This window comes from Bradyrhizobium sp. LCT2 (assembly GCF_009931255.1).
GTDB lineage: Bacteria > Pseudomonadota > Alphaproteobacteria > Rhizobiales > Xanthobacteraceae > Bradyrhizobium > Bradyrhizobium diazoefficiens.
The window spans coordinates 4,514,142-4,532,202 of sequence record NZ_CP034432.1 but is presented as its reverse complement, the minus strand read 5'-3'; the positions used below and the strand labels follow the sequence as shown (position 1 = coordinate 4,532,202).

Here is an 18,061-nt window from a genome sequence, read left to right as displayed (position 1 = left end):
TCACTTCCTATCCGATAAAACGCCGGACCGTCTCAATGAACTTGCCGACCGAAATCGGCTTGGACAAATAGGCTTCGCAGCCGCCCTCGCGGATGCGCTCTTCGTCGCCCTTCATCGCGAAGGCCGTGACCGCGACGACGGGAATGGAGCGCAACTCCGGATCGTCCTTGATCCAGCGCGTCACCTCCAGGCCCGAGACCTGCGGCAATTGGATATCCATCAACACTAGGTCGGGCCGCATCTTCCGAACGAGATCCAGCGCCTCGTAGCCGTTGCTGGTGCCCGTGGTCTGGTAACCGTGCGCCTCCAACAGGTCGCGGAAGAGCTTCATGTTGAGCTCGTTGTCTTCCACGATCAGGACGGTCTTAGCCATCCCGTCCTCCTGATTGGCACGAAGCCCGATACATGTGACGCCTCAGGCGCCGCTCCCCGGCGCTTCGAAAACTGGATTCAAACTAGCCTCAGATTCGCTCTAGTTTCGTTAAACCCGAGGGGCCACTTTCTGCGATGTGGTTTCCAGTTGCTTGTCGGGCGTCGCAAGACTCAGGCGCGAGACTCGGGCATATTCCAAAGTAGACACTGAAAGTTAACGGAAAGGCAAACTGGGCCCTTGAAAAAGCCTGTTCACAACCCCCGCGAAGTCGCTGAAATCGTTGCGATTCAGGCATTGTCCTTTGTCGCGGGCGAGCCCGAGCGGCTGGGCCTGTTTCTGGCCGAGACAGGTGTCGGCCCGGAGACCCTTCGGAACGCCGCCTCGGACCCCAATTTCCTCCTCAGCGTACTCGATTTCGTGCTGCGCGATGACGCGACCGTGAAGGCCTTTGCCACGGCCTCGGAGCTGCATCCGACCAACGTTGCCGCAGCGCGGCAGGTGCTGGGCGACGCGCTCGGCGACCGGACCTGGGAGCGCGACGTGCCGTGACCGTCTCCGACCCGGCCGGGCCCCGCTGCTTCTGCCGGGATTGTCTGGCCGATCAGGATATGGGCGTGCGACGCTGCTCGGCTTGCGGTTCCCCTCGCCTCGTCCGCCACCGCGCGCTCTCAAGCCTGACCATCGCCCATATCGACTGCGACGCCTTCTATGCGACAGTCGAGAAGCGCGACAATCCTGACATCGCCGACAAGCCCGTCATCATCGGCGGGGGCAAGCGCGGCGTCGTGTCGGCCGCCTGCTACATCGCACGCACCTATGGCGTGCGCTCGGCGATGCCGATGTTCAAGGCGCTCGATGCCTGCCCGCACGCGATCGTGATCCGTCCCGACATGGCGAAATACGTCCGCGTCGGCCGCGAGGTACGCCAGGCCATGCAGGCGCTGACGCCGCTGGTCGAGCCGCTCTCGATCGACGAGGCCTTCCTCGATCTCTCCGGCACCGAGCGGGTCCACGGCATGATCCCGGCCAAGGTGCTGGCGCGGTTTGCGCGCAACATCGAGCGCGACATCGGCATCAGCGTCTCGGTCGGCCTCTCCTGCAACAAGTTCCTGGCCAAGATCGCCTCCGACCTCGACAAGCCGCGCGGCTTTGCCGCACTCGATCAGGAGGAAGCGCGTTTGATGCTGGCTTCGAGGCCGGTCGGCTTCATCTTCGGCGTCGGTCCTGCGACGCAGGAACGCCTGGTGCAGCGCGGCTTCCGCATCATCGCCGACCTTCAGAAGGTCGACGAGATCGAGATGATGCGGCAATTTCCGAGCGACGGCCGCCGGCTGTGGCGGCTTGCCCGCGGCATCGACGACCGCCGCGTCGAGCCCGATCGGGGCGCCAAGACGATTTCCAGCGAAACCACCTTCGAGACCGACATCCGCGATTTCGCGACGCTGGAGAAGATTCTCTGGCGGCTCTGCGAGAAGACGTCGTCGCGGCTCAAGAGCAGCGAACTCGCCGGCTCGACCGTCACGCTGAAGCTGAAGACCGCCGACTTCCGCCAGCGCACGCGCTCGCAGTCGATCGCAGCGCCAACGCAGCTCGCCGCAAAGATCTTTTCGATCTGCCGCGAGATGCTGGCCAAGGAAATCGACGGCACCGCCTTCCGCCTGATGGGCGCCGGCGTCAGCGCGCTGCGCGAAGGCTCGCCCGCCGACGACACCGACATGCTCGACCGCCGCGCCGCCCACGCCGAGCGCGCGGTGGACAGTCTGCGCAAGAAGTTCGGCAACTCCGCCGTCATTCGTGGCATCGCGTATGATGGTCCCGAAACAGGACAGCAGGAGTGATCTAGTCCTGCTCAATTCAGTCGCGTTCGAAGATCCGCGCACCCGGATAGACGCGCCGGGCATACTGAACGACCAACTGCCGATCCTGAGTCTCCAGGAACGGAGTTCGGATCTGACAAGACCCGACGACGAGGTGCCACAGGCCGTTGAGCTTTCGAATGATGACGTTCATTTGAGCTTCCTCGCAGTGACCCGAGTGGACTCAAATTGTAAGAATCTCCCGCCGTCGCTCAATTGTACCAGCGTAAGGTCAGCGTATGAGAAGGATTGGAAGAGATATACAAAGGTATGTTGACCGTGACTCCAACGGCTTCCGGCGCCGATAGCTTCCCAAGGGCTCAAACGATCCCGCCCGCCCAGGAGCTGGCACCGTGACAGGCGAACGCGACCTCAGCGTGCTGTTGAGAAACATGAAGCCGGAGATGCAGCCCGGCGCCTTCGTGTTTTGCACGATCCCGCCCAACGAGCCCATTCCCGCAGCGGTCAACCCACTGCTGACGTTCCGCGAGCAGGAAGGAACGACGCTGGTGATCCCACGCGAAGAAGCCGAGGCATCAGGCTTACGCTACGCGTTTGCATCGCGCCTGATCACGCTGACAGTTCACTCCGCACTCGATGCGGTGGGTTTTCTGGCGGCTATCACGGCGCGACTGGCCAAAGCCGGCATCAGCGTGAATGCCGTTTCGGCCTTCCACCACGACCATCTCTTTGTGGCTGTCGACCAGGCCGATGAGGCGATGGCCGTTCTGCGGGAGATGTCCAAAGCAAGGCACTCGTAGCCCGGGTGGAGCGAAGCGCAATCCGGGCTACGGGATTCACGAACACAGCGGAAGTAGGTTGTCCCGCGTCAAAGGCGCGAGTTTGACAGCTCCGGGCGTGGACGGATCGAGCCAGAGAATCTCCTCGATCTCGGCTCCCGGAGCGACCGGATGCGCAATGACGATGCGGAAAACCTCCGCATCGACCTGCCGGCCCGGCTCATTCGCGGCAGGCGCAGTGTATCGCCCGACATAGGTCATCTCGCTCGGATCGATATCGATCCCGAGCTCCTCCGACAATTCGCGCCTCAGCGCGTCCTGCGGATGCTCGCCGATCTCGATCTTTCCTCCGGGCTGCATGAAGCTTTCGGTAGCCTTCTTCCTGACCAGCAGGACGCGCCCATCGCTCCTGCTCATCAATGCAGCAGCGATCCGAATGGAATTCTGCAAAGTCATTCCGTCCGCACCTCAATCCGCGACCGCCACCGCCTCGATCTCGATCAGCCATTCCGGCGCGGCGAGCGCGGAGACACCGACGAGGGTGGAGGCCGGCGGCTCCATGCCTTCGAAGAAGGCGGAGCGGGCCTTGCCGATGATCGGGCGCAGTTCCGGCTTGTAGTTCACCACGAAGGTCGTGATCTTGACGATGTTGGCGTAGCTCGCGCCGGCAGCCTTCAGCGCCAGGCCGAGATTCTGCATCACCTGCGTCGTCTGCGCGGCGATATCGCCCTCGCCGACGATCCGCCCCTCCTCGTCGGTCGAGACCTGGCCCGAGATGTAGATCGTCCGCGCGCCCGTGGCGGTGACGACGTGGGAATAGGCCGGATTGTGGTGCAGGCCGCTGGGGCGGAGATGGTCGAGCTTGGGCATGGGGCTGGCTCCCGAAGTTTGTGGTTGGGGGAGAGCGTAGCGGGAGAGGGAGCTGAGGGCCAGCCCGTCATTGCGAGGAGCTCTTGCGACGAAGCAATCCAGAATCGTTCCTCGGAGAGATTCTGGATTGCTTCGCTGCGCTCGCAATGACGACACCGAGTGAGAGCCGACAAACAACTCTCGCCGTCCTTCCGGGGCGGTCCGCAGGACCGAACCCGGAATCTCGAGATTCTCAGGTGCGCAATTGCGCACCATAGTTCTCGCTTCGCGAGCCCCGGAATGACGATCGACGCTCAATTACAGGGCTTGCTGTCCTTCACGTCGAACTTGCCCATCGCGCCCGAGATGACGAAATCATTGTAATCGAGCACGAGCTGGCGCGAGACGCCGTTCTCATAGAGCTCGAACGCCATTGCATAGATCGGCGTCTGCTCGCCCTCCTTCTGCTGGGCGTCGCGGTCGAAATAGCTGACGGTGACGGGCCAGCGCTTGAGCGATTTCATGTGCTCGTCCGTGGTGGACGGATCGGTCGAGGAGGCACGGTCGGCGGGGATCGGCTGGCCGATCACGGTCAGCGTGTTGTAGACTTTCTGGCCGTCGTCGGAGCCGTCATAGACGGACAGCTCGAGCAGCGACTTGCCGTCCTTGGCGGCGGCGATGATGCGCTGGATCTGCTCGGTCGGGAACACGATCTTGCCGTCGAGCGTAAAGCTCTTCGGCGCCGGCAGCTTGAGCTTGACGTTGATGTGGTCGCCGTCGCGCTCTGCCGAGCCGTCGACCCGTCCGGCGTCGGCCTCGTTCATCCGCGTCTCGATCTTGAAGCGGTAGCTTTTTCCCGCGGCGTCCTCCCAGGAGTTGGAGCGGAGGTCGCTGAGCGTGATCTTGCCCTCGCCGCTGTCGAGCTCGGAGACCTGGCGGAATTCGGAGGTGTAGCCTTCGCAGGAGCTTCCGGTGAAATTGTAGAGGATGCGGCCGCGCGCGCTGTTGACCGAATTGGAGCGCGATTTGACGAGGCTGAGGTCATAGAGCGCCTGATGCGCGAGGAACGGACCGTTGGCGGCCAGCGCCCCGCCGCCGGGGCCACAAGCGGCCGCCGCGAGCGCCATCACACCGAGCGAAGTCCGGAAAAGGTGCATCATGTCTGTTCCTTGAAGATGCGTCCTTGGGAAGCGCAGATTCGACATTTTAATGACCGTTCCATTGCGTCGCAACTGAGGCCGTTTCACGTAAAGTTGCGGCCCTCGCCCTGAACCTCCTGCCCTGCCTCAACAAAACGCAGCCCGCCGGGGTTGCTTGCATGTGGCGGCACGATGGGCGAAACAGGGCGCGCCCGGGCCGCCGATGGGACGCGCCCGGGGTGGATGATTTTTGGACAACGAGGTCGAAGATGGCGGGCACGGTCGAGCAGAAACTGGCGGAACAGGGCATCAAGCTGCACGATGCGCCCACCCCCGTGGCCAACTACGTGCCGTTCGTGCGCACCGGCAATCTGCTGTTCGTCTCCGGCCAGGTCTGCTTCGATCCCGCCGGCAAGCTGATCGCCAAGGGGAAGCTGGGTGCCGGCGTCTCGATCGAAGAAGGCGCCGCGGCCGCGCGCGGCTGCGCCGTCAACCTGCTGGCCCAGGTCAAGGCGGCCCTCGGCGACCTCGACAAGGTCGTGCGCGTGGTACGCCTCGGCGGCTTCATCAACTCGGCGCCGGACTTCCTCGACGGGCCGAAGGTGCTCAATGGTGCCTCCGACCTGATGGTTGCCGCCTTCGGTGACAAGGGCCGCCATGCCCGCACCACCGTCGGCGTCGCCTCGCTGCCCGCGGATGCGGCGGTGGAGGTCGAGGGTGTGTTCGAGGTCGCCTGACGCGAATGCGCGCCCCTGATTGGCTGACAGCCCGGCCGGTCGCCCATCGCGGCCTGCACGACATTTCCCGCGGAATCGTCGAGAACATGCCGGGCGCGGTCCAGGCTGCGATCGCAGGCAATTTCTCGATCGAGGTCGACATCCAGCTCTCGGCCGACGGCGAGGCCATGGTCCATCACGACCATGCGCTCGGCCGCCTCACCGAGGCGACCGGCGAGGTGGTCGAGAGGACGGCGGCGGAGCTGCGGGCGATCAGGTTCAAGGACACGGACGAGCGGATGATGTCGCTGTCCGACCTCTGCGCCATGGTCGGCGGCCGGGTGCCGCTGGTGATCGAGGTGAAGAGCCATTTTGGCGGCGACCGCAAGCTGGTGAAGCGGATGGCCGAGGTGCTGGCGTCCTATCAGGGCCCCGCGGTCGGCATGTCCTTCGATCCCGACCAGGTGCTGGCGCTGCGCGAACTGCTGCCCTCCCGCCCGCGCGGTATCGTCGCGCAGCGGAGCTATAAAGACGAGTACTGGGCCAAGCTGACCGAGACGCAGCGCGACAGCATGCTGTACCTGCGCCACGGCTTCCAGACCCAGCCGCATTTCGTCGCCTTCAAGGTCGACCACCTCCCGGCACCCGCCCCCTGGATCGCCCGCAATGTGTTCGGCTGCGCCCTGCTCGGCTGGACCGTGCGGACGCCGGAGCAGCGGACGCGAGTCGGACAATACGCGGACCAGATGATCTTCGAGGGGTTCGTGCCGTAGCCCTAGGGTCGTCCTGGCGAAAGCCAGGACCCATTACCCCAGGGAGGAGTCGTGGCCCGAAGCTGCAACTCCGAGTCATCGCCAAACCAAATTCTGTGGGTATGGGTCCTGGCTATCGCCAGGACGACTCGGGATAGATCTTTGCGCAATCGCTGATACCGCGTTTGCATCTACACCTCAGTTCCCGCCCTCTTGAAGTCGCTGCTGCAATGCACGATCTTGGGCACGATGGCATCAACCGAAATCACGCTCGAGGCCGTACCGTCTATTGGCGAAGTGTCGCCCGAAGATTGGGACGCCTGCGCAAATCCCGGCAAGGCTCTTATCGAAAAGGCTTGCAACGGGCATGGCAAGGGATCCTCATCCGGGCTTCCAGGCGATTCGGCCGGTCTCTTAAAGCCTGCCTATAACCCGTTCGTCTCGCACGCGTTTCTCTCCGCCGTCGAGAAATCGGGTTCGGCAACGATCCGCACAGGATGGGGACCCCGGCATCTGGTCGCCAAGATCGACGGCCGCGTTGCCGGCGTCGTGCCCTGCTATCTGAAATCGCATTCGCAGGGCGAATACGTCTTCGACCGCGGCTGGGCTGACGCCTACGAGCGGGCCGGCGGGCGCTACTATCCCAAGCTCCAGGTCTCGGTTCCCTTCACCCCGGCGACCGGGCCGCGGCTGCTGGTCCGCGACGGTGTCGACCGCGAGCGCATCATGGAGGCGCTGGCGAGCGGGCTGGTGGCGCTGTGCGGGGTCAGCAAGGCCTCCTCTGTGCACGTCACCTTCGCGCGGGAGGCGGAGTGGAAGCTGCTCGCCGGGCACGGCTTCCTCCAGCGCACCGACCAGCAGTTCCACTGGCACAACGAGGGTTTTGCAAGCTTCGACGGCTTCCTCGCCACCCTGAACTCGCGCCACCGCAAATCGATCAAGCGCGAACGCCGCGACGCGCTCGCGTCCGGCATCACGATCCACTGGCTCACCGGAAAAGACATCACCGAGGAGGCCTGGGACGCCTTCTTCGAATTCTACATGGAGACCGGCTCGCGCAAATGGGGCCGTCCGTATCTGACGCGCGAGTTCTTCTCGCTGATCGGCGAGACAATGAGCGAGGACGTGCTGCTGGTGATGGCGCGCCGCAATGGCCGCTGGATCGCGGGCGCGATCAATTTCATCGGCTCGGACACGCTGTTCGGCCGCAACTGGGGCGCGGTCGAGCACCATCCGTTCCTGCATTTCGAGGTCTGCTACTATCAGGCGATCGATTTCGCGATCACGCGCGGCCTCACACACGTCGAGGCCGGCGCGCAAGGCGAGCACAAGATCGCGCGCGGCTACCTGCCGAAGACGACCCATTCCGCCCACTTCATTGCCGATCCGGGCCTGCGCCGCGCCATCGACGATTACCTCAAGCGCGAGCGCGCCTATGTCGCCGAGGCCGGACGGGAGCTGGCCGAGCTCGGCCCGTTCCGGAAAGGCGCCGACGAGGCGCCTTGACGGTTCGATGCGGCTGGTGACAGTAAGCGCAAAATTCCGAGGAGCCGCCGAGGAGCTGCCATGACCGCCTACGACACCAACAACATCTTCGCAAAGATCCTGCGCGGCGAGTTTCCCTGCCACAAGGTCTATGAGGACGAGCACGTCTTCGCCTTCCTCGATATCATGCCGCGGGTACCGGGCCATACGCTGGTGATCCCGAAGGCCCCTGCTCGCAACATCCTCGACATCAAGCCCGACGACTACGCTCACGTCGCCCGCGGCGCGCACAGGATCGCCGCCGCGGCGATGAAGGCGTTCAAGGCCGACGGCATCACCGTGCAACAGTTCAACGAGCCAGCCGGCGGACAGGTGGTGTTTCACCTGCACATGCACGTCTTGCCGCGCCACGACGGGGTGGCGATGCTGCCGCCCGCGAGCCGCAAGGAAGACGTCAAGGTGCTGGAAGAGAACGCGACCAAGCTGATCGCGGCACTGAAGGCGGGCTGACTTTCGCCACATCGTCATTCCGGGGCGCGCCTCTTGGCGCGAGCCCGGAATCCATTTCACGACGATCTCTGCGGCCCGATGGATTCCGGGCTCGACGCTTCGCGTCGCCCCGGAATGACGACTACTCCGTCTGGAAATCCCCCGCCTGCGGCGCGGCCAGTGGCGTGAACTCGCAGCGGTCGGGCTTGATGTCGATCAGCGGCGTGTTGTCGAGACAATCGAGCCCGCGCACCAGAATGGCATTGCCCTCGATGCCAACCAGCTTGACGATCGAGGTGCCGATCGGGTTGGGCCTGACCGGCGAGCGCAGCGAGAACGTGCCGCGGGTCTTCTCGTTGTTCTTCGGGCTTTGCAGGATGATGTCGCGGCGCGACTTGTCGAGCCAGTAGAGCACTTCGAGATTGCTGTAGAAGTCGACGCCCTTGATGGCCGGCACGAACGGCTCGAAGATCTCGAGGCGGCAGATCGGGCCGTCGTGCCGCCCCTGCCGCGGCGTCTCCAGCCGCGACGTCCAGGGCGTGCGGATGCGGCCGATGAAGACGAGGCCGGCATCCCCTGCGGGTGGCAGCTCGATGGCGACCTCGCCCTCGCGGAGCTCGTTTTCGCGAACCATATTTCCAGTTCCTTGCTGTTCGCGAAGGTTTTAGCCCAACCACCACGTGCCGGCCAGCATGAAGACTTCGCCCGTGACAACGCCCGCGAAGATCGAACGGCGGGTCAGCAGGAAGACAACGAGGCCGGCGCCGACCGCGCCGTAGCGCAGGACAGCGGGCACGCTTGCCAATGCGCCCGGCGGCTCGACCACAATCTGGGCGATGACGCCGGCCAGGATCGCGGTGGCGACCGCCCTCACCCAGACCAGCAGCTCGGAACCCTCGTCGATGCCGCCGCCGAACCACAGGCCGAGCATGCGCCAGATCTGGTTGGGCACGACGCCGGCGACGAACAGGACTGCGAGCGCATGCCAGTCGCCGATGAGCTGTGCGAAACTCATGCGCGCACCTCCCGCCACCAATGCACGCCGTAGGCGATCGATCCGGCCACCACGCCGCTGACGAGGATGTCGAGGCCGGAGTTCATCTTCGCCGCCAGCGGGTAGAGCAGAATCCCGAGCGCCAGCGCGACCACGTCGGCGACCTCGCGGCTGTTGCGCGCGGTCGAGAACAGGAAGGACAGCGGCGTCAGCAGCAGGATCGCGGCGCCAAGCGTCTGCGTCAGGTTGGCGGCGAGGAAATAGCCGACCGTGTTGGCGGTGAGGCACACCGAGACCAGGCCACAGCCGAGCCCGTGGACAAAGGCGATGCGCCGCTCGCGCGGCACCTGCGGCAGGAAGCGGTGGCATTCGACCCAGAGCGTCACGGCGGTGAGATGCGCGGCGAAGACCAGCTCGCGCCGTTTCGTCTTCGGCGTGCGCATCAGCGGTAGCACCGAGACCACCATCGGAAACAGGCGGATCGCGCTGACCGTCACCGCGATCGCCGATTGGATGATGGTCGCGCCCGAGCCGAGCGTCGTGATCAGGATGATCTGCGCGGGGCCTGCCCAGACGAACAGCGTCGAGCAGAGCGCCCAGAGCAGGCTGAAATGGGTGTCGTGGGCGAGCGCGCCGATGCCGAGATAGGTCACGAACAGCACGATGGTGAGGATCGTCTGCGTGATCGAGCGCAGCCCCCACGCAAAGGCGCGCCAGTGACTTTGCCATTGAGGTGAATCGAGCGGAGGAAGCGCCACGGGACGGCCGGCTGGGGTTGCGGAATCGTGCCTGCATAACGGGCAATGCGGCGGTCCGCGTCAAGGAACCGCGCGGCGGAGCTGGCATGCGCACGGCCAACACCCGCCGCCGTCATTCCGGGGCGCGACGAAGTCGCGAGCTATGATGCGCAATTGCGCATCTGAGAATCCATCAGGCCGCAGAGATTGTTGAACAATGGATTCCGGGTTCGCGCCAAGGGGCGCGCCCCCGGAATGACGGCGGGAGAGAGTTGCCCTACCCGCTCACACCGCGGTTCTTCAGCACGAAGCAGGCGCCGCCAGCCTTGCGGATGCGGTTGCAGAGATCATCCGCCTCGCTGCGCGTATCCGCGCCGATGCGCACCTGGTAGAACGCGCGCGTGCCGCGGCTGCGCATCACCGAACTCAGCAGGCTCGGGTCGCGCTCGCCGATCACCGCGCTCAGCCGCGTGACCGCGCGGGAATACATCGCCAATGCCCTGTTGCGGTCGAAGCCGGCGGCGAGCTGCACGCCCCAGATCTTCGCGGCGGCCAGCTCTACATGCTGCTCGAGCTCGGCGACGAACGGATTCGGCGCGCGCTTCAACAGGGCCATGAGATCGCGGCAGCTCGTCGGCGGCGCGCTCGGCGGGCCCTTGCCGGTACCGCCGGCCTTCGCCCAGGCATCCACCGTCGCACCGGTGATGGCATAGACGTAATTGCGGGTCTGCTCCGGCATCGGGCCGGTACCGGCCAGCCATTCCTGGACGCGGCGCGGGCCGGCATTGTAGGCGGCGGCCGCCAGGCCGAGATTGCCGAACTGATTGCGCAACTCGTTCAGGAATTCGGCCGACTTCGGCAAGGCCTGAACCGGATTGAACGGGTCAAGCAGCCCACGCTCGCTCGCGGTGCCCGGCATGAACTGCGCGATCCCCTGCGCATGCTCGCCGCTACGGGTCATCGGACCCACCGCATCGGCCTGGAAGCGGCTCTCCTGCCAGATCACGCGGGCGAAGAATTCCAGCGGCAGGTTGGCGTCCCGCGCGGCCGCCTCGACGATCAGGCAGATGGACTCCCGCGTGTCGCTCTCGCGCGCATCCGCTGGCTTCTGCGGCGGCGTCGCCAGCTCCTCGACGCTCGGCACCGCGACGTCGGTCCCCGCGGGCGAGTTGTCCCCTGCCGCGACCTCTGTCGCAGAGGTCAGCAGCACGGCAACGGCGAGTGATGCAATTCTCGCCAACGCTGCCCAAGCATCGCTGTGGCGCACGCCGGCGCGGCATGCGAGAAGCTGATCCGCCATCTTGTGGCATCGTGCCATGGTTCGACGAGTTGCCAGTATATGCTGCCTGCCCTGCTTCTCCCAATGCGTTCCCCCGCCAAACGGATCCGCGCGATCCTTGCCCTCGCCGCCCTGGTCCTGTCCGCCGCGCCGGCCATAGCGCAGGTCAACTGGCGGATGACCACGGAATATCCGCAAAACAACATTTCCGGGATTGGCCTCACCACTTTCGCCGACCGCGTCGCGGTGCGCACTAACGGTTTCGTGACCGTGGCCAACGCCTTCGACAACGAGCTCAAGATCAATTCGGGCGAGATGCCGCGCGCGGCGCTGGAGGGCCGGATCGCCGGCGGCGATGCCTTTGCGGGCGCACTGTCCGGCCTCGACCCGGTGCTCGCCCTTTCTACCCTGCCCTTCCTGGTGCAATCGGTCGACGTCGCTCGCGCCACCAATGCGCGGGCACGCCCACTCTACGAAAAGGCGTTCGCCGCCCGCGGTCTCAAGCTGCTCTATCTGACGATCTGGCCGGCGACGGGCCTCTGGTCGGATCATGCGCTCGCAGGCGCCGACGATCTGCCAAAGCTGAACCTGCGGGCCTATGACGCCAGTTCCAGCGCGGTGATGCGCGCGGCCGGGGCCAATGCGCAGTTCCTGCCGATGGACAAAGCGCTCGCCGGATTGAAGGAGCACCAGCTGAACGCGTTCCTCACCTCCGGCGACGGCGGCGCGGGACGCAAGCTCTGGGACTTCCTGCCGCATTTCACGGCCATCAACTATGCTATGCCGGTCTCGATCGCCTTCGTCCGCAGCGAGGCGTTCGCGGAGCTGTCCGAGCCGATGCAACGCGAGGTGATGGCGGCTGCGGCCGAGACCGAGCAGAGCCAGTTCGCGCTGCTGGCCCATCGCACGACCGAGAATTATGCGCGCATGCGCGACAACGGCGTCAACATCGCCGAGCCCGCGCCGCCGTCCCTCGTCACCGCACTCCGCAACGCCGCGACGGACGCGATCGCCACCTGGGAGACCCAGGCCGGCGCGGATGCGGCGGCGATCGTCGAATGGGCGAGACAGCAATAAGGGGTCGCAGCCATCGGCATGCGACCGCTCCCCTGCGACGAGATGTCGGCTGATTTCCCGTTGCGCTGCCTCAGTTCTTGACGGGCACCAGGCTTTCGCCGCTGATGGCGCGGTCGAGGGCGTCGATCAGCGCCTGAATCTCGACGAACTTGTTGCGCGCCCGCTCGGCCGTGTCGCGCACAAAGGGAGCGGCCAGCACTTTCGCATGCGCGTCTCTGTCCTCGATCATGCGATCGCGGGCCTTCTTCAGGGTTTCAAGTCGCTCGCTCATGTAGGCTCCTCTGAAAAATATCTTCTCGATCGCAACCAGGGACTTTAGTCGAAGCCGGCCGGAAGCTCGCCTTTCCGGAAAAACACCGTCGGCTCATCGTCATAGTCACCCATTTCGGCATCGCCGCTGGACGAGAACGCAACGACGCCGAGCTTGCTCAAGGCCAGTCTCTCCGCCGTTCGCAGCGCGCCGCTCTCCGATTTGCAGACGATCGGAGAGTCGGCCTTGAGATTCCCGCCCTTGCCGGCATTGAACGCCTGCACGACGTAGGTTGTTTGGCGAACCATGACGGCTCCTCTGACCCTGTTGGCAAACGGAAGTGACGTCAACGACTGCGAACGCTCAGCGTCGCATCGCATCCATGAGCGCGGAAATCCTGATCGTTGCGAAACTGGAGAAGGTGTCCGACACGGCATATGGCAGGATGATCTGGTCATTGTGCCTCATCGCGCCGCAGGTATAGACGACGTTGGGGACATACCCTTCGCGCTCGGACGGTTCAGGCCGCAACAGCGGCTCGCTCGAACGCGCCAGCACCCTGGATGGATCGTGCTTGTCGAGCAGCGCCGCTCCGATCGAGTATTTCCGGATAGGGCCGACACCATGCGTCAGCAGCAGCCAGCCTTCGTCGAGTTCGATCGGCGACCCACAATTGCCGATCTGGACGAACTCCCAGGGAAACTGCGGTTTCAGAAGGGCCCGGCCGCCTTCCCATGTGGAGAGGTCGTCCGAATAGACCAGATACAGGTTCTCATTGTCCTGTCGCGCGATCATGGCATAGCTGCCGCCGATCTTGCGCGGGAACAGCGCCATGCCCTTGTTGTGGGCCGCAGCGCCCCGCAAAGGCGTCAGTCGAAACGACATGAAATCGCTGGTCTCGATCAATTCGGACCGGATCGCCCGCCCGCTGTAGGCCGTGTAGGTCGCGTAATAGGTCTTCCGATCGCCGTCGCTGAATTGGACAAAGCGCGCATCCTCGATGCCGTTCGATTGGGATTCGGTCACGGGAAAGATGACACGCTCGCTGAGATCCTCCTCGGGCCTGAACGTCAGCTCGACCCGGTCGCCGTCCGGGCCGGATGCGCGATGGCTGATCCGCGGGACCGAGGCAAGGCGAGCCGTCGGATCGACGGTCAGGCTCCCGTCAGCCGCGATCGTTCCGGTTCGAAACGTCAGCGACGACACATGCCCTTCGCCGATCGCCCGGAGACTGAGGATGAAGCGTTTGCCGCCCTCCGGGCTACCGGATTGATCGGGGTGCGGTACGATGCTCGGATTGAACAAGGCTGAGGCCTCGAACGAATACTCGCTGAGAAAATAGGCGCCGATCAGCTGGCGCTGGGCTTTCGAGAAGATACCGTGCGTTGCGAAAGCATCCTCCATATCGTCGGCGCGGGCCTCGAACCTCTCCAGGAGATTGCGATGTCGGCCCTCGAAATTATCGAGGACGTCCGCGAGCTGGGCCGCAACGGCTTCCGAATTAAGTGCGAGAACCCGCTCGACGATATGATTTGCGCGCATCTTGTCGGTCGGATTGAGATCGCGCGGTTCGGTCGCCGGCTTGAACGGCCGCACGATGACCCGCGCTGGATCGGGGCGCAGATGAAGTCCCTGCCGGTTCAGGAAGGAAGGTTGTGACACGGTATCCTCGGCTCGCTAGGTGGGAAGGTGAAGTTCAGGCGCCCACGGCGCGCAACGCGATCGGCCTTGTCAGGCTCGCGTTGACGCGCGCAAGCTGGCGCATCTCGGCAAGGCCGAGGAGATAGCAAACGACCGACTCGCCCCCGCGGTTTTCGTTGGCGCGATCGGGGTGCAAGCCATCGCGGCAACTGCCGGTGAGCGGATCGACCAGCGCCACCGAGAGATCATTGCTGCCGAGAAACCAGGCGAAGGCTCGCGTTGCCATGGCCTTCCATTCGGCATCGCCATCCGCACGCCACGCCGCGAGGCAGGCCGCAATCGTCGCCGTTGCTTCCACCGGCTGCTGGTCGAAGGCACGGGGATGCTGCCGCTGCTCGCCGAAGCCAGAGGTGCCGACCGGCCGGAATTGACCTGCCGCGGTCGTCTGTTGCGTCATGAGCCAGCGCAACGACCGCAATCCCGCATCGATATATTGAGGCGTTTGCGTCGCCATGCCCGCGAGCATCAGGGCCTGCGGCAATCGCGCGTTGTCATAGGCCAGCCCCTCCTCGAACCACACCCAGTCCGGCGTCTCCACCGACGCCAGACAGGACATCAACCTGTCGGCAAGGGAATGCCGGACTTCCCTGGCATGGAGATCGTCCGGCGCCACGGCGCAGTAGGCGTCCAAACCCAGCAGCATGAAGGCCCACGCGCGGGGCGAACGAAAGCTCTCCGCGATCGACAATGCCTGCGCGAACAAGGCCGCAGCCCACCGGCGCCGCGCCGGGCTCGCGTCCGTGCGCGCCGCCTCACCCAAGGCCCAGAGGGTTCGCCCGTGACTGTCCTCGGAGCCCCTGTCTTCAAGCCAGGTGCGATTGAAGCCCATGAAGTTGCGAAACTGCCCGGTGTCGGGGTTCCACGCGTGCTGCACAAAGGCGGCAAAGCGGGCCGTCAGGACCTCCGACAGCGGTTGCTCGCCCGGATTGTTGAGGGCGCAGGCCAGCAGCAACGCCCTGGCGTTGTCGTCGACGCAATAGCCGTGTGCGCGATCGGGCACCGAGTGCACCGCATGCTGGAACAGGCCGACATCGTCGCACATCGACAGGAAGTGGCCGATCTGCATATCCGGCGGCGCGGGGCCACGCAGTCCCGGCAAGCCCATGTCGGAGCGCGCAAACACCCTGGGCCGGTGACCGTGCCGTGCCGTCTCGAAGACCGACATGTAACGCTCGGCCGTGCATTCCCACGTCATCATTCGGCTCGCGGCATAGGCGCGCCGAGACATCGCCTGCCGTCGCACGTCGTCGGTGAGCAAGTTTGCGATTTCGCCGCCGATCGCGGCGGCATCGCCGAACGGCACCAGGACTCCGCATCCCTCAGTGAGCAACTCGCGGGCGTGCCAGTACGGCGTCGAGACCACCGGCTTCCCCAGCCCAAAGCTGTAGGCTAGCGTCCCCGACGTCATCTGGGCCTCGTTGAGATAGGGCGTGACATAGGCGTCGCACATCGAAATGAATTCGAGCAACGTTGCCAAATCGACGAACCGATCGAGGAACACCACGTGATCCTGGATGCCAAGTTCACGCACCCGCGCCATCAGGCCCTCGCGATAGGCCTCGCCCTGGTCTCGAACCAGATTCGGGTGCGTTGCGCCGAGCACGACGTAGACTGCGTCCGTGCAGCGCTTCATGATCGACGGCATGGCGTCGATCATGACCTCGATGCCCTTGTTGGGCGATAGCAGGCCGAAGGTCAGAATGACCGACTTTCCCGCAAATCCGAGCCTGGCTTTCGCTGCATCGGACCCGACGAATGCGACATCGGGAATGCCGTGCGCAATTACCTCGATCTTGTCGTCCGGCACCAGGTAGACGTCACGCAACAGCTCCCGGCCCTTGTTGGCCATCACCACGACCTTCGACGACGCGTCGACGATACGCTCCACGACGGCGCGTTGCTTGGCCGTCGGACGCGCCAGCACGGTATGGAACGTCGTCACGACCGGCATGGTGAGGCGCGACAACAGCACCAGGATATGGGCGCCGGCCTCGCCGCCGAAAATCCCGAATTCGTGCTGGAGGCACACGATGTCGAACCGGCCGGCATTGAGGAAATCAGCGGCGCGCATGTAGTCGTCGATATGGCCGTCCTTGATCTGAAAAGCGACCGCCGGAGGATAGTCGTAGGCCTGACCGGGATCGGTCATCGCCACGATGCTGGTCTCCAGATCCGCACGCGACATCGAGATCGCCTTGTGCAAGTCGGTCGTGAAGGTTGCAATTCCGCATCGGCGAGGCAGCGAGTTGCCGATGACGGCGATACGGTGGAGCGGCGTCATGTCGGTACCTCGATGATTTCACTTGATGTCGGCGCCTGGGCGGCGGCGGAATTTTTCGTCAGTCCCGTACAATCCTGCAGCAAGGATGCGATGGGATCCGGTCCCGGATAGGCGAGCAGGATGCTCATCCCGCTCGGGCCAATGTCGATGCCGGCGCTGTCGGCCTCAATGAAGATGGCCTCTCCGACGGTCACGTTCGCCCGTCCGATGCGCCCCTTCCCGTCGATGACGAGGAGCCAGGCTTCCAGATCGGTATCGAGCTCCCAATGCGAATTGGCTTGAAGATCGATCCGCTCGAGAACGAAAGGCGAGCTCGCGACGAGAACCGTACGACCGTCGGTGAGACGCCGCGGAGGCAATTGCGTTGGCGACGGCCGGGCATCGGAGGCGGCCACGGCACTGTCCTCATGCAGCTCGCGCTGCCGGCCAAAATCGAACAGACGGAACGTCGTATCGCTCTGCTGCTGAATCTCGGCGAGCACGATATTGGCGCCGATGGCGTGGATCGTGCCGCCGGGAACGAAGATGACGTCGCCTGGCGCGGCAGGACGCCATTGCACTTGGCCCGCAATCGAGCCGTCCCTGATTGCCGCGCGCAATGCCTGCGGCGTGAGTTTCCGCTTCAACCCCAGCGCAACCCGCGCGCCCGGCGGCGCCGACAGGATGTACCACGCCTCGGTCTTCCCGTTCGGCAAGCCGATGGCGTGTGCGAATTCGTCATTCGGGTGAACCTGGATCGACAAGGGCTGGCTGGTGAACAGCAGCTTGAGCAGGAGCGCCGGGCTGGGCGCACGCTTGTCGATACGCCCAAGCCGCAACTCACCGACCGGATCAGCCGAAGCGTCGATGCTGCTCCAGGGACGCAGATCGACGCGGCCCCAGGGTTTGCGGGCGATCTCGACGGCGGCATGCTCGATGGTCATCCTGTCCGGCTCAAGCCAGCCGATGGAATGCCGGCGGCAACGGCTCGCGCACGAGCTCGCTCAGATCAAGGGCCTCACCACTTTCCTCAATGTCCGAGACCAGAACCTCGACAAACGGGTGTTGGCGGTTGAGCGTGACTCCAAGCTGGTACTTTGCACTGACGATGCGCTCGATCGACGCAAGATTCAGTTTGCCGAGCGCATTGTACTGACCACGGAACAGGCTTTGTTTGCCGACACGATGCGCGACCGAGGCAACCCAGATATCCATCACCTTGCGGCCAATGAACGCCTCGACCGGCTTAGCGCCATCCCGCGCGCTCAGTCGCAGCCCGTCCATGGTATGTGGCCCGTCATCGACGCCAAATTGTGTAAGTGACATGACAGATCCTCCCGTTAATGGCGCTTGTTCACGCCGTC

General features: G+C 64.5%; 23 protein-coding genes. 8 read left to right on the top strand and 15 right to left on the bottom strand.

What is annotated here, in order from left to right; genetic code table 11:
- Positions 1-7: 7 nt before the first annotated feature.
- Positions 8-373: a response regulator gene (locus EI171_RS21930; protein WP_007603272.1), complete on the bottom strand. Its 366-nt coding sequence runs from the start codon at positions 371-373 to the stop codon at positions 8-10.
- A gap of 237 nt (positions 374-610) precedes the next feature.
- On the opposite strand from EI171_RS21930, the gene EI171_RS21925 reads away from it, so the two are divergent.
- Positions 611-922, top strand: coding sequence for a DUF3572 domain-containing protein (locus EI171_RS21925; RefSeq protein WP_011087883.1), 312 nt, complete (start codon positions 611-613; stop codon positions 920-922).
- Positions 919-2,211 (top strand): DNA polymerase IV, encoded by a 1,293-nt coding sequence (locus tag EI171_RS21920; protein WP_161534660.1) that lies wholly within the window; start codon positions 919-921, stop codon positions 2,209-2,211. Before EI171_RS21925 ends, EI171_RS21920 begins: the two co-directional genes overlap by 4 nt.
- Before the next feature lie 16 nt (positions 2,212-2,227).
- On the opposite strand, the gene EI171_RS44835 is transcribed toward EI171_RS21920, so the two are convergent.
- Positions 2,228-2,383, bottom strand: a complete 156-nt coding sequence (locus tag EI171_RS44835) for a hypothetical protein (protein WP_165448163.1) — start codon at positions 2,381-2,383, stop codon at positions 2,228-2,230.
- Positions 2,384-2,582: 199 nt separating this feature from the next.
- Between EI171_RS44835 and EI171_RS21915 the strand changes: the two genes are divergently transcribed.
- Positions 2,583-2,990 carry an ACT domain-containing protein gene (locus EI171_RS21915; RefSeq protein ID WP_161534659.1) on the top strand — a complete coding sequence of 136 codons (408 nt, stop codon included), beginning with the start codon at positions 2,583-2,585 and terminating at the stop codon, positions 2,988-2,990.
- Positions 2,991-3,026: 36 nt separating this feature from the next.
- Here the strand turns inward: EI171_RS21915 and EI171_RS21910 are convergent, their stop codons facing one another.
- From EI171_RS21910 to EI171_RS21900, 3 genes are all read right to left on the bottom strand, one after another.
- On the bottom strand, positions 3,027-3,425 hold the full coding sequence (locus tag EI171_RS21910) for an NUDIX domain-containing protein (RefSeq protein ID WP_110116289.1): 399 nt from the start codon (positions 3,423-3,425) through the stop codon (positions 3,027-3,029).
- A gap of 12 nt (positions 3,426-3,437) precedes the next feature.
- On the bottom strand, positions 3,438-3,839 hold the full coding sequence (locus tag EI171_RS21905; protein ID WP_028171561.1) for a RidA family protein: 402 nt from the start codon (positions 3,837-3,839) through the stop codon (positions 3,438-3,440).
- A gap of 293 nt (positions 3,840-4,132) precedes the next feature.
- Positions 4,133-4,978 (bottom strand): cell envelope integrity EipB family protein, encoded by an 846-nt coding sequence (locus EI171_RS21900; protein ID WP_028171560.1) that lies wholly within the window; start codon positions 4,976-4,978, stop codon positions 4,133-4,135.
- Between the two features lie 248 nt (positions 4,979-5,226).
- Here EI171_RS21900 and EI171_RS21895 point away from each other — a divergent pair, with 248 nt between their 5' ends.
- The 4 genes from EI171_RS21895 to EI171_RS21880 all read left to right on the top strand — a co-directional run bounded on the left by EI171_RS21895 (position 5,227) and on the right by EI171_RS21880 (position 8,420).
- The gene (locus tag EI171_RS21895; protein WP_161534658.1) at positions 5,227-5,694 is read left to right on the top strand and encodes a RidA family protein; all 468 of its coding nucleotides are present in this window, start codon (positions 5,227-5,229) and stop codon (positions 5,692-5,694) included.
- A 5-nt stretch (positions 5,695-5,699) separates the two neighbouring features.
- Positions 5,700-6,446 carry a glycerophosphodiester phosphodiesterase gene (locus EI171_RS21890; protein WP_161534657.1) on the top strand — a complete coding sequence of 249 codons (747 nt, stop codon included), beginning with the start codon at positions 5,700-5,702 and terminating at the stop codon, positions 6,444-6,446.
- 228 nt (positions 6,447-6,674) lie between these two features.
- Positions 6,675-7,931, top strand: coding sequence for a GNAT family N-acetyltransferase (locus EI171_RS21885; protein WP_161534656.1), 1,257 nt, complete (start codon positions 6,675-6,677; stop codon positions 7,929-7,931).
- Positions 7,932-7,991: 60 nt separating this feature from the next.
- Complete coding sequence (locus EI171_RS21880; RefSeq protein ID WP_060912520.1) at positions 7,992-8,420, top strand: HIT family protein; 429 nt, start codon at positions 7,992-7,994, stop codon at positions 8,418-8,420.
- Between the two features lie 121 nt (positions 8,421-8,541).
- On the opposite strand, the gene tsaA is transcribed toward EI171_RS21880, so the two are convergent.
- From tsaA to EI171_RS21860, 4 genes are all read right to left on the bottom strand, one after another.
- Positions 8,542-9,033 carry a tRNA (N6-threonylcarbamoyladenosine(37)-N6)-methyltransferase TrmO gene (tsaA, locus tag EI171_RS21875; RefSeq protein ID WP_161534655.1) on the bottom strand — a complete coding sequence of 164 codons (492 nt, stop codon included), beginning with the start codon at positions 9,031-9,033 and terminating at the stop codon, positions 8,542-8,544.
- Positions 9,034-9,063: 30 nt separating this feature from the next.
- On the bottom strand, positions 9,064-9,414 hold the full coding sequence (locus tag EI171_RS21870; protein WP_161534654.1) for an AzlD domain-containing protein: 351 nt from the start codon (positions 9,412-9,414) through the stop codon (positions 9,064-9,066).
- Complete coding sequence (locus EI171_RS21865) at positions 9,411-10,151, bottom strand: AzlC family ABC transporter permease (RefSeq protein ID WP_161534653.1); 741 nt, start codon at positions 10,149-10,151, stop codon at positions 9,411-9,413. Before EI171_RS21865 ends, EI171_RS21870 begins: the two co-directional genes overlap by 4 nt.
- A gap of 256 nt (positions 10,152-10,407) precedes the next feature.
- The gene (locus EI171_RS21860; RefSeq protein WP_246740598.1) at positions 10,408-11,430 is read right to left on the bottom strand and encodes a lytic transglycosylase domain-containing protein; all 1,023 of its coding nucleotides are present in this window, start codon (positions 11,428-11,430) and stop codon (positions 10,408-10,410) included.
- A 39-nt stretch (positions 11,431-11,469) separates the two neighbouring features.
- On the opposite strand from EI171_RS21860, the gene EI171_RS21855 reads away from it, so the two are divergent.
- Positions 11,470-12,486 carry a TRAP transporter substrate-binding protein gene (locus tag EI171_RS21855; protein WP_161534652.1) on the top strand — a complete coding sequence of 339 codons (1,017 nt, stop codon included), beginning with the start codon at positions 11,470-11,472 and terminating at the stop codon, positions 12,484-12,486.
- Between the two features lie 70 nt (positions 12,487-12,556).
- On the opposite strand, the gene EI171_RS21850 is transcribed toward EI171_RS21855, so the two are convergent.
- From EI171_RS21850 to EI171_RS21825, 6 genes are read right to left on the bottom strand one after another with little or no spacing between them, the layout of a single operon-like run.
- Entirely contained in the window at positions 12,557-12,757 is a 201-nt protein-coding gene (locus EI171_RS21850) for a hypothetical protein (protein WP_011087899.1), read from the bottom strand.
- A 44-nt stretch (positions 12,758-12,801) separates the two neighbouring features.
- On the bottom strand, positions 12,802-13,044 hold the full coding sequence (locus EI171_RS21845; protein WP_027548121.1) for a hypothetical protein: 243 nt from the start codon (positions 13,042-13,044) through the stop codon (positions 12,802-12,804).
- A gap of 55 nt (positions 13,045-13,099) precedes the next feature.
- A complete protein-coding gene (locus EI171_RS21840; protein WP_110116294.1) occupies positions 13,100-14,398 on the bottom strand; it encodes a glycoside hydrolase family 130 protein in 1,299 nt (432 codons plus the stop codon).
- 34 nt (positions 14,399-14,432) lie between these two features.
- Positions 14,433-16,718 (bottom strand): glycosyltransferase family 4 protein, encoded by a 2,286-nt coding sequence (locus tag EI171_RS21835; RefSeq protein ID WP_161534651.1) that lies wholly within the window; start codon positions 16,716-16,718, stop codon positions 14,433-14,435.
- Entirely contained in the window at positions 16,715-17,641 is a 927-nt protein-coding gene (locus EI171_RS21830) for a class I mannose-6-phosphate isomerase (RefSeq protein ID WP_110116296.1), read from the bottom strand. Before EI171_RS21830 ends, EI171_RS21835 begins: the two co-directional genes overlap by 4 nt.
- Before the next feature lie 10 nt (positions 17,642-17,651).
- Positions 17,652-18,023 (bottom strand): signal transduction histidine kinase, encoded by a 372-nt coding sequence (locus EI171_RS21825; protein WP_161534650.1) that lies wholly within the window; start codon positions 18,021-18,023, stop codon positions 17,652-17,654.
- Positions 18,024-18,061 lie beyond the last annotated feature (38 nt).